Origin of the sequence: Pseudomonas juntendi (genome assembly GCF_009932375.1) — a bacterium.
Lineage (GTDB): Bacteria > Pseudomonadota > Gammaproteobacteria > Pseudomonadales > Pseudomonadaceae > Aquipseudomonas > Aquipseudomonas juntendi.
In genome coordinates this window covers 1-10,303 of sequence record NZ_BLJG01000259.1, presented here as the reverse complement: position 1 = coordinate 10,303, position 10,303 = coordinate 1, and the positions used below count along the sequence as shown (strand labels likewise).

Sequence of the window (10,303 nt, the reverse complement as noted above, 5' to 3'; positions counted from 1 at the left end):
AACCATAGAGTCTCCCACAGGTACTGCATAAGCCCTGAGGCCTGTGCGGTCAATGTGGGAGCTGGCTTGCCGGCGATAGGGCCAGTACAGGCTTACTTGTGCAACCAGCTGAGGAAGCCGCCCTTCTTGATCAGGGCCGGCTTCTGCAGCAACAACGACTCCCGGCTCTGGCGCCGGAACCGCTGCAACTTGCTCAGCGCCGTCTGCACATCGCCACGTTGCGCCAGGCAACTTTTCACCTGCTCTTTGTCGATGCGGTACAGCACGCAGCTGGTCAGTGTACGAAACTCGGCCAGTGACTCGTCTTCGTCGATGATCCCCTCGACCCCCAGCACCTCGCCCGGCCCCATGCGCCCGGCCTCCAGCAGCTTGTCGCCATCGCGCACAGAGGCCGACACCACGCCGCTGCCAATCACCAGCAAATGCTCGGAATGCGCGCCTACCTCCAGGATCACCTGATCCGCCAGGTACTCCACCGCCGTCATGCGCTGGCTCAGTGCGTCACGCTCTTCAGCGCTTAGCGAACGGAACACCCGCACCTCGTCCAGCACTTCGCGCTGGCGGCTGCGTGGCGGCATGGCCAGGTCGACGTTCCACATCACCCCGCTCGCCTCCAGGTGGCGGTGCGCCAGGTCGAACAACTGGTTGCGTGCCGCAGTCTTGCCGCCCATGTCGGCAATGAACCCGCTGGCCTCGTACTCCACCGACTCCAGTGTCGAGGCCTTGACCGACACCTTGGGCGCAGGTGAAGCAAGGATCGCGCTGGTGCCCTGCAGGGCTTTTTCCAGTGCGTCGAACACCCGCCTGGGCCGCACTTTGGCCGGCACTACCACGTTGATCGACACACCATGCACATCCGCCGGCCTGCTGTGGTTGAGCAGGCGCGCCTTGGCCGCCACCGAATTGGGGATCACCGCCAGGCTACCTGTGCCCGTGAGCAGGCGCGTGGCCCGCCAGTCGATATCCAGCACCTTGCCTTCGGTGCCGTCGATCGCGATCGAATCGCCAATCTGGTAGGGCCGCGTGGTGTTCAGCACGATGCCGCTGAACACGTCAGCCAGCGTGCTCTGCAACGCCAGGCCTATGACGATGGCCATCACGCCCGAGGTGGCCAGCAGGCCCTTGACTGGCAGCTGCAGCACATAGCCTGCGGCCGCGACTACCGCGGCAAGGAAGATCAGCGCCCCCAGCACGTCCTGCAGCAAGCGCCCGCCGTGGCTACCCCGCGCTACCAGCAACAGGCCGAACACCACGGTGACCGTGCGCGCGCCAAACAGCCACCAGCCGATGGCCAATACCGTGGCCATCAGGTTGCGCGGCACATCGTCCGGCCAGGGCGGTGGCTGCAGCGGGCTCATGCCGGCGGCCACCAGCACCGCGCTGAACAACAGGAAAAGCACCAGCCGCATACCGATGCGCCAGGCCCGGTGCTGGAGGGGGATCAACTGCCAGATTACGAGGTCGATCAGGATCAGGGCAGTACCGAGCAGCAACGGGGACGACTGGATGAACGCCAGCATGGTGGTCTCGGGAGTGAGGGGAGGGCTGTGGGTAGTAATAGAGCAGGTTGGCCGGGCAGGCAATGGGCGCCTGCATGCGGGTAAACCCGCCCTGAGCGAGATGCGGTCCCTGTGGGAGCGGGCAAGCCCGCGAAGAGGCCAGCAAATCCAGCGCCAATCTATCGTTCCCGAAACAGAACGCTAAAGCCAAAAACCGCTATCTACCGCTCCAAAGGTGACGGTTTTAATCTTCTCCCATCAACGCGAAACACCCAACTTGCTGAACTTCAAACCCTATGGAGCAACGACCATGACCCACTTCAAATACAACCGCCTGAACAAAGACGATGCCGCCGTACTGCTGGTCGACCACCAGGCTGGCCTGCTGTCGCTGGTGCGCGACATCGAGCCGGATGCCTTCAAGAACAACGTACTGGCCCTGGCTGACCTGGCCAAGTTCTTCAACCTGCCGACCATCCTCACCACCAGCTTCGAACAAGGCCCCAACGGCCCGCTGGTCCCGGAGCTGAAAGCCCTGTTCCCGGACGCGCCGTACATCGCCCGCCCAGGCCAGATCAACGCCTGGGATAACGAAGACTTCGTGAAGGCGGTGAAAGCCACCGGCAAGAAGCAGCTGATCATCGCCGGCGTGGTCACCGAAGTGTGCGTAGCCTTCCCGGCGCTGGCCGCCCTGGAAGAAGAGTTCGACGTGTTCGTGGTTACCGATGCCTCCGGCACCTTCAACGCCATGACCCGCGACGCCGCCCATGACCGCATGAGCCGCGCTGGCGCCCAGTTGATGACCTGGTTCGGGGTTGCCTGCGAGCTGCACCGCGACTGGCGCAACGACATTGAAGGCCTGGCCGCGCTGTGCTCCAACCATATCCCGGACTACCGCAACCTCATGACCAGCTACAACGCCTTCAACGCCAACAAGTAAGCCGCAGCCGCGGGCACCCTCAGCCGGTGCCCGCGCAGGGCAGCACACTTATCCAATCCAGCGCCCGTTGGCCGTTGCACAGTGGCTGTGGGCAAGCTCACCCAAGGAACGCCGATGAACACCGCACTCCAAGACAACCGCGAAGTGGTGACCGTATGCCTGCAGCACCAAGTGCTCGATAGCACGCCGGGTACCTCGGCCGCGCAACCGCCGCGCTGGAAGCAGGCGCTGCTAACCTACCTGGTGATCTGCCCGATGACCATGGTCGTGCCGCAACTGCTGGCGCCGCTGTTTGCCCGCTACCCGCAACTGGGGGGCGCGATCACCGGCAACCTGATCGTCAACCTGTTCGTCATTCTGCCCGTGGTGTTCTACATCATGCCTTGGGTGACCCGTCGCTGCGCCAACTGGCTGCGCGGCTGAGTCAGCCCCTGACCTCGATAATCCAGGAGATACCGCTATGAGCACGTTCGTTACCCGCGATGGTACTTCGATCTACTTCAAGGACTGGGGCACCGGCAAGCCCGTGCTGTTCAGCCACGGCTGGCCGCTGAATGCCGACATGTGGGACACGCAGATGGAGTTCCTGGCCAGCCGCGGTTACCGCGCCATTGCCTTCGACCGCCGCGGTTTCGGGCGCTCGAGCCAGCCATGGAACGGCTACGACTACGACACCTTCGCTGATGACATCGCCCAGCTGATCGAACACCTCGACCTGCGTGAGGTGACCCTGGTGGGCTTCTCCATGGGCGGCGGTGACGTAAGCCGCTACATCGGTCGCTACGGCACCGAGCGGGTCGCCGGGCTGGTGCTGCTGGGCGCCGTTACGCCGGTGTTCGGCAAGCGTGACGACAACCCCGAGGGTGTCGACCTGTCGGTGTTCGAAGGTATCGTGGCTGGCCTGCGTGCCGACCGGGCGCAGTTCATCGCCGACTTCGCCGCACCGTTCTATGGCATCAACCATGGGCAGCAGGTATCCCAGGGCGTGCAGACGCAGACCTTGAACATAGCGCTGATGGCGTCGCTCAAGGCCACCCTGGATTGTGTGACGGCGTTCTCCGAAACCGACTTCCGGTCGGACATGGCCAAGGTCGATGTACCGACGTTGGTGATTCATGGCGATGACGACCAGATCGTGCCGTTCGAGACTACCGGCAAGCAGGCGGCGGCGCAGATTCGTGGGGCTGAGCTGAAGGTGTACGCCGGCGCGCCGCATGGGTTTGCCGTGACTCATGCGCAGCAGCTGAATGAGGACCTGCTGGCGTTCTTGAGTCGCTGAACAAGCCGGGGCCGCTTTGCGGCCCCAATCGCTGGCAAGCCCAGGCAACACAAAACTTGATCAGGGCTAACCTTCAACAGCCCCACCGCACATCCATCCAAGCCTTGCCCTTGTATCGGGCGGCATGCTCTGCAGGCGCGCCTGCCGCCGCCGCGCCCAGAGACGGAGAACACCATGCCCCAGGACCGCCACGACAAGACTCGTCGCCAGTTCCTCGCCAGCAGCACCGTACTGGGTGCTGCCGGCGCGCTCTGGTCTGCATTGCCCTTCACCGGCGCCGCCGGTTCCGCTCACGCATCCACCCAAGGAGGTTCCATGACCGCCGACCTGATTCTGTTCAACGGCAAGCTGCACACCGTTGACCGCGAAAAGCCCACTGCCACCGCCGTCGCCATCAAGGACGGCCGTTTCATCGCCGTGGGCAACGACGCCGAGGCCATGGCCCACAAGGGCGCCAGCACGCAAATCGTCGACCTCAAGCAGCGTACGGTCATCCCCGGCCTGAACGACTCGCACCTGCACCTGATCCGCGGCGGCCTGAACTACAACCTGGAGCTGCGCTGGGAAGGCGTGCCGTCGGTGGCCGATGCCCTGCGCATGCTCAAGGACCAGGCTGCGCGCACGCCTACCCCGCAGTGGGTGCGTGTGGTGGGTGGCTGGAACGAGTTCCAGTTCGCTGAAAAACGCATGCCGACCCTGGAAGAAATCAACCAGGCTGCACCCGATACGCCGGTGTTCCTGTTGCACCTCTACGACCGCGCCTTGCTCAACCGTGCCGCACTCAAGGCTGTCGGCTACGACAAGAGCACCCCGAACCCGCCGGGTGGCGAAATCCAGCGAGACAAGTTCGGCAACCCGACGGGCATGCTGATTGCCCGCCCGAACGCGATGATCCTCTACGCCACCCTGGCCAAAGGGCCGAAGCTGCCGCTGGAGTATCAGGTCAACTCGACCCGCCAGTTCATGCGTGAGCTGAACCGCCTGGGCCTGACCAGTGCCATCGACGCTGGCGGCGGCTACCAGAACTTCCCCGACGACTACTCGGTGATCCAGGAGCTGGCCGACAACAACCAGCTGACAGTGCGCATTGCCTACAACCTGTTCACCCAGAAGCCCAAGGAAGAACTGGACGACTTCAGGAAGTGGACATCCAGCGTCAAGCTGCACAGCGGTACCGACTTCCTGCGCCACAACGGCGCTGGTGAAATGCTGGTGTTCTCCGCCGCCGACTTCGAGGACTTCCTCGAGCCGCGCCCGGACCTGCCGCAGACCATGGAAGAAGAGCTGGAGCCGGTGGTGCGCCACCTGGTCGAGCAGCGCTGGCCGTTCCGCCTGCATGCCACCTACAACGAATCGATCACGCGCATGCTCGACGTGTTCGAGAAGGTCAACCGCGATATCCCGTTCAATGGCCTGCCGTGGTTCTTCGACCACGCCGAAACCATCACTCCGCAGAACATCGAGCGCGTGCGTGCGTTGGGCGGCGGCATCGCCATCCAGGACCGCATGGCCTTCCAGGGCGAGTATTTCGTCGACCGCTATGGCGCCAAGGCTGCCGAGCAGACCCCGCCGATCAAACGCATGTTGGAGATGGGCGTGCCGGTCGGCGCGGGCACCGACGCTACCCGCGTGTCCAGCTACAACCCCTGGACCTCGCTGTACTGGCTGGTCAGCGGCAAGACCGTTGGCGGCATGGAGCTGTACAAGGAAGGCCTGGACCGCGAGACCGCGCTGCAGCTGTTCACCCAGGGGAGTGCCTGGTTCTCCAGCGAGCAGGGCAAGAAAGGCCAGATCAAGGTAGGCCAGCTGGCCGACCTGGCGGCCTTGTCGCTGGACTTCTTCAGCGTCGAGGAAGAGGCGATCAAGGGCATCGAGTCGGTGCTGACCATTGTCGATGGCAAGGTTGTGTACGGTGCCGGCGAATTCGACCGCCTCGGCCCACCGCAGGTGCCGGTGCTGCCGGAGTGGTCTCCAGTAGCCAAGGTGCCGGGGCACTGGCGCGTGGGTACGCCGTCGCTGGCGGCAGCCGTGCACCAGTGTTCGGGGCCGTGCGGGGTGCATGCGCACAGCCATGACAAGGCGCGCAAATCGAGTGTGCCGGTCAATGACTTCCAGGGGTTCTGGGGGGCGCTGGGCTGTTCGTGCTTTGCTTTCTAAGCTGATGTGTCGAAAAGAAGGGGCTGCTTTGCAGCCCTTCGCGGGCACGCCCGCTCCCACACGTTAGGCGCTGAACTCAAGAAATGCGCGATCCCCTGTGGGAGCGGGCGTGCCCGCGAAGGGTCGCGCTGAAAGCCCGACTTTAGAAGCTACCTTTGAGCGGGTATTCGATGATCAGGTAGAGGCGGTCGATGTCATCGCCGCCCTGGGCCTGATTGGCACGGTGGCTGACGTGGGAGAACGACAGGCTCAGGTCCTTGGCGGCACCGGACTGCACCACGTATTTCAGGTCTATGTCGCGCTCCCAGTGCTTGCCGCCGTTGCCGTACTGGTTCACATAAGCCCCATTTGCCGGGGCATGGCTGCCATTGATGTTGCGGCCACTGACGTAACGGCCCATCAGGCTCAGGCCGGGCACGCCCAGGGTGGCGAAGTCGAGGTCGTAGCGCAGTTGCCACGAGCGCTCGCCAGGGCCGTTGAAGTCGGCGTACTTGATCGAATTGGCCAGGTAGATGGAGTCGCCACCGACGAAGTCGAACGGAGTGTCGCCCTCGACCTTCTGATAGGCCAGGCTCAGCGCCTGGGCACCGAAACGGTACTTGGTCAGCAGGCTGTAGGCGAGCGTGTCGATCGCACCGGCGCTGGCGCTACCGGTGTCACGGGTGTGGTAAAGGTTGCCGTCCAGGCGCCAGTTGCCTTCGGTCAGGTTCAGGTTGAGGTAGGCCTGGCGCCAGGTGTCTTGCAACTGCCCGGCATATAACGCGCCGCCGAACGGGCCAGAGGGCGCGAAGCTGGCGCCTGCCAGGCTGATGGCGCGGTTGTGGGTGGTGGCGCCGTAGCCGCTGAAGTCGTCGTGGGTCGAGCTGTTGTCCTGGTTGTTGAAGGCGGTGAAGCGCCCGGCCTGCAGGCGCCAGTCGGGCAGGTCATTGTTCTCGACCAACCAGCCGGTGGCGTATTCGGGGTGCAGGCGTTTGTCGCCGGTGTCGAACACCGGGGTTTCAACCATCATTTCCCCGTAGCGCAGCTGGGTGTTGCCCAGGCGCAGCTTGAGCGCGGCGCCGGCGCTGGAGTAGTCGGACTCGGCGCGGCCATCGCTGTCGCGTGGCAGCAGGCCGGTGCCGGCGTGGCCGCGACCGCCGTCGAGCTTGAAACCGAGAAAGCCATGGGCGTCGATACCGACGCCAAGCGTGCCTTCGGTGAAGCCCGAGCGGACCTCGCCGATGAAGCCCTGGGCCCATTCCTGGCGGTAGTTCTGGCCACTGCCGGAAGGTGAGCGAAAGTCGCTGTGCAGGAAGTAATTGCGGCTGAGCAGCGACCAGCCGGGTTCAGCGGCCTGGCTGAGTGCCGGGCACAGGGCGAGGGTGGCGAGCAGGGCGCGGCCTGGTCCGTGGGTGGCGCGGATCATGGGGGGGCTCCGGCGGATGATCCGGGAGTGTGGGTGAAGGATAGGCCAGGGGTCTTGTAAGGGTGTGCTGGGCCCTGTGCGGTACCTGTGGGAGCGGGCATGCCCGCGAAGAAGCCAGCTCAGGACTCAAGCCATGTCGCTGACCGCAAACTCTTCGGCCAAGTGATCAATCAACGCCCGTACCGAAGGCAGCAACCCACGCCGCGACGGGAATATGGCATGCACGATGCCACAGCGCGGGTGCCAGTCCGGAATCAGCTCCACCAGCCGCCCCGCCGCCAGGTCCTCGCGCACGGCCACCCTTGGCAAGTGCGCAATGCCGACCCCGGCCACCACGAAATGGCGCAAGGCAAACAGGTCGTCGGTGACCATGCGTGGTTTGTGCGGGATGACGATGCTGCGGCTGCTGTCTTCACCCCGAAACAGCTCCCACTGGTACTCGCGCTGGGCGCTACCCCAGTGCAGGCTGGGCAGCGTGCTGAGCAACTGCGGGTCGAAACCTTGGGGCAACTGCTCCAGGTACTGAGGTTGGCCGACCAGGCACTGGGTGCTGTTGCTTAGCACCTTCATCACCATGTCGGTGTTTTCCAACGGTGGAAAGCGCACCCGCAAAGCGATGTCGAAGCCCTCGTGCAGCAGGTCGACGCGGCGGTTGGTACTTTCGATGAACAGCTCCACCTGCGGGTACTTGAGCATGTAGCGGGTCAGCATCGGCCCGACCCAGGAATTGAGCAGGGTGGTCGGGCAACTGATGCGCACCAGCCCGCGCGGTTCGCTGCGGTTGCGCTCGATGATCTCCGCCGCACCCTCGGCCTCCACGCGCATGGCCAGGCAGCGGTTGTAGTAGGCCTGGCCGATCTCGGTGAGCGAGCAATGGCGGCTGGTGCGGTGCAGCAGGCGCACGCCCAGGCGCTCCTCCAGGTCGGCGATGCGCCGGCTGAGCTTCGACTTGGGCATGTCCAGCGCCCGGCCTGCCGGGGCGAAACCACCGTGCTCGACTACTTGGGTGAAGTAGTAGAGGGAGTTGAGGTCTTCCAATGATCGGTCTCCGGGTTTTGGCTTGCCGGCAGCCCCTACACAGCCATCGTTCACGAAACGGAACGCTAAAGCCAGATTCTGCTGACTACCACCGCAAAGGTGATGATTTTAATCTGTGTCCATCAACGCGAAACACCCCGAACAGCTGAAAAATTCATAAACCTTTGGAGCACAGACCATGAGCAAATTCACCTACAACCGCCTGAACAAAGACGACGCCGCTGTACTGCTGGTAGACCACCAGGCTGGCCTGCTGTCGCTGGTGCGTGACATCGAGCCGGACAAGTTCAAGAACAACGTGCTGGCGCTGGCCGACCTGGCGAAGTTCTTCAACCTGCCGACCATCCTCACCACCAGCTTCGAGCAAGGCCCCAACGGCCCGCTGGTACCGGAGCTGAAGGAGCTGTTCCCGGACGCGCCGTACATCGCTCGCCCCGGCCAGATCAACGCCTGGGACAACGAAGACTTCGTCAAGGCGGTGAAGGCGACTGGCAAGAAGCAGCTGATCATTGCGGGTGTGGTGACCGAGGTGTGCGTGGCGTTCCCGGCGCTGTCGGCGCTGGAAGAGGCATTTGACGTGTTCGTGGTGACTGATGCTTCCGGCACCTTCAACGAAATGACCCGCGATGCGGCGCATGACCGCATGAGCCAGGCCGGTGCGCAGATGATGACCTGGTTTGGCGTGGCCTGTGAGCTGCACCGTGACTGGCGCAATGATGTGGAAGGGCTGGCGGCGCTGTGCTCCAACCACATTCCGGATTATCGGAACCTGATGACCAGCTATAACGCGTTGACTGCAGGGAAGTAACACCAAGTAACCTGATGGTTGAGTTCCACTAAGAGCGATCGTTGACTTGATACAAGAGTGTTGATAGCGTTTCAGTTGAGCGCGAAACCAGCTGCCATTCAGCGGCAACAGCTGGCGTAGGAACCCCGTCGATGGCTGAATCATCAGCGTCGGGTGAGACCTCCACACCCCGGCTTGAGGGTGTGTATATGAATATCAAGCATGCTTACAGGGCCACTGGTGACAGTGGCCCTTTTCTTTGCTCGGTAGCAATGTATACCGCTTATAGAGCAGCTTCCCGTGGCGATGCTTGTTCAGAGATTTTGCATCGCACTGCATGAAATTCCACAGCATTTTGCCTTTGTCGAGTGTCACAATCACAAGCATCTGCCGCTTGGTCTCGTAGACGCCTATAAAAGCCAGCCTGTTGGTGCCATTGGTGTATGCCACCTGCCACACCTCAAATGGTCCGATCAGGGTATCGAGGGCGACTTTGACATAGCGCTCCCGGGCATCCTGTCGCTTCTCGACGATGTGATGGATGCAGCTACGCTGAATCAGGATGTCACCCATCGGGCTCCTGATGACTACCCGGCTGGCATCTTTTGTCCCTAAGCCCAAGTGTTGCGCAGCAAGTTCGACTGCGGCGTCATGTGACTCGGCAGCTGCTAGTAATTCGATAGCCTGGGCGCGTAGTTCGCGCGCAAGCGTTTTGAGGTCGGGCAGCTTTTCGTCAACCCAATTCTTCTGGCGCTTGCTCTCGGCGACTTTCGCGGTTGGGTGGTTGGGGCTCAATGAGATACCTGGCTGCGATAGGTGCCGCTGACGCGGTGACGGCGAAGTGAGCCTAGAGAGAAGGGTTGCGGCGAACAATCAGACGCGGGGTGACGCGCCGTGTAGGGTGTTTCCTATATTGAGGCTGAGCAGGCCAGGCACCTCGGCCTGCTCATGGCGGCTGTGATGCCCTTCAACTTGCGGGCTGCGACTCGATACCCTCCAGCAATGCTTTCAACCAACCCTCCTGCCATTTCAACTGCATCCAGGTTGCCCCAGAACAGGCTCTTGCCGGTTTCGCCCAGGTGTTCCAGGGCTTTGTAGCCACAGCCGTGAGCGCCCGCAGGTACCGGCCCTTTCGCGGGCTCGCCCGCTCCCACAGGTGTCGCGCAAGCTTCAAACCCAGTGCAGAACCTGTGGGAGC

The 10,303-nt window shown here is 63.0% G+C and carries 9 protein-coding genes; 5 read left to right on the top strand and 4 right to left on the bottom strand.

The window, feature by feature from the left end:
- Positions 1-92: 92 nt before the first annotated feature.
- Positions 93-1,520 carry a mechanosensitive ion channel family protein gene (locus tag GYA94_RS23915; RefSeq protein WP_110678617.1) on the bottom strand — a complete coding sequence of 476 codons (1,428 nt, stop codon included), beginning with the start codon at positions 1,518-1,520 and terminating at the stop codon, positions 93-95.
- 289 nt (positions 1,521-1,809) lie between these two features.
- Between GYA94_RS23915 and ycaC (GYA94_RS23910) the strand changes: the two genes are divergently transcribed.
- The 4 genes from ycaC (GYA94_RS23910) to GYA94_RS23895 all read left to right on the top strand — a co-directional run bounded on the left by ycaC (GYA94_RS23910) (position 1,810) and on the right by GYA94_RS23895 (position 5,875).
- Positions 1,810-2,439: an isochorismate family cysteine hydrolase YcaC gene (gene ycaC / locus GYA94_RS23910; RefSeq protein WP_110678615.1), complete on the top strand. Its 630-nt coding sequence runs from the start codon at positions 1,810-1,812 to the stop codon at positions 2,437-2,439.
- A 114-nt stretch (positions 2,440-2,553) separates the two neighbouring features.
- Positions 2,554-2,862 carry a putative antibiotic biosynthesis monooxygenase gene (locus GYA94_RS23905; RefSeq protein ID WP_110678614.1) on the top strand — a complete coding sequence of 103 codons (309 nt, stop codon included), beginning with the start codon at positions 2,554-2,556 and terminating at the stop codon, positions 2,860-2,862.
- A gap of 37 nt (positions 2,863-2,899) precedes the next feature.
- Complete coding sequence (locus GYA94_RS23900; RefSeq protein WP_029886932.1) at positions 2,900-3,718, top strand: alpha/beta fold hydrolase; 819 nt, start codon at positions 2,900-2,902, stop codon at positions 3,716-3,718.
- A gap of 315 nt (positions 3,719-4,033) precedes the next feature.
- The gene (locus tag GYA94_RS23895; RefSeq protein ID WP_161893226.1) at positions 4,034-5,875 is read left to right on the top strand and encodes an amidohydrolase; all 1,842 of its coding nucleotides are present in this window, start codon (positions 4,034-4,036) and stop codon (positions 5,873-5,875) included.
- Between the two features lie 142 nt (positions 5,876-6,017).
- Here the strand turns inward: GYA94_RS23895 and GYA94_RS23890 are convergent, their stop codons facing one another.
- Together GYA94_RS23890 and GYA94_RS23885 are read right to left on the bottom strand one after the other, a co-directional pair.
- On the bottom strand, positions 6,018-7,280 hold the full coding sequence (locus GYA94_RS23890) for an OprD family porin (protein WP_161893225.1): 1,263 nt from the start codon (positions 7,278-7,280) through the stop codon (positions 6,018-6,020).
- A gap of 126 nt (positions 7,281-7,406) precedes the next feature.
- Complete coding sequence (locus tag GYA94_RS23885; protein ID WP_110678609.1) at positions 7,407-8,318, bottom strand: LysR substrate-binding domain-containing protein; 912 nt, start codon at positions 8,316-8,318, stop codon at positions 7,407-7,409.
- Positions 8,319-8,496: 178 nt separating this feature from the next.
- On the opposite strand from GYA94_RS23885, the gene ycaC (GYA94_RS23880) reads away from it, so the two are divergent.
- Positions 8,497-9,126: an isochorismate family cysteine hydrolase YcaC gene (gene ycaC / locus GYA94_RS23880; protein WP_009681627.1), complete on the top strand. Its 630-nt coding sequence runs from the start codon at positions 8,497-8,499 to the stop codon at positions 9,124-9,126.
- Positions 9,127-9,321: 195 nt separating this feature from the next.
- Here ycaC (GYA94_RS23880) and GYA94_RS23875 read toward each other — a convergent pair whose 3' ends face one another.
- On the bottom strand, positions 9,322-9,900 hold the full coding sequence (locus GYA94_RS23875) for a PBECR2 nuclease fold domain-containing protein (protein ID WP_161893224.1): 579 nt from the start codon (positions 9,898-9,900) through the stop codon (positions 9,322-9,324).
- Positions 9,901-10,303 lie beyond the last annotated feature (403 nt).

What these genes read in the sequence shown, in the direction of transcription:
- GYA94_RS23915 (WP_110678617.1), bottom strand. Translation starts at nt 1,520, where the DNA reads ATGCTGGCGTTCATCCAGTCGTCCCCGTTGCTGCTCGGTACTGCCCTG.
- ycaC (WP_110678615.1), top strand. Translation starts at nt 1,810, where the DNA reads ATGACCCACTTCAAATACAACCGCCTGAACAAAGACGATGCCGCCGTA.
- GYA94_RS23905 (WP_110678614.1), top strand. Translation starts at nt 2,554, where the DNA reads ATGAACACCGCACTCCAAGACAACCGCGAAGTGGTGACCGTATGCCTG.
- GYA94_RS23900 (WP_029886932.1), top strand. Translation starts at nt 2,900, where the DNA reads ATGAGCACGTTCGTTACCCGCGATGGTACTTCGATCTACTTCAAGGAC.
- GYA94_RS23895 (WP_161893226.1), top strand. Translation starts at nt 4,034, where the DNA reads ATGACCGCCGACCTGATTCTGTTCAACGGCAAGCTGCACACCGTTGAC.
- GYA94_RS23890 (WP_161893225.1), bottom strand. Translation starts at nt 7,280, where the DNA reads ATGATCCGCGCCACCCACGGACCAGGCCGCGCCCTGCTCGCCACCCTC.
- ycaC (WP_009681627.1), top strand. Translation starts at nt 8,497, where the DNA reads ATGAGCAAATTCACCTACAACCGCCTGAACAAAGACGACGCCGCTGTA.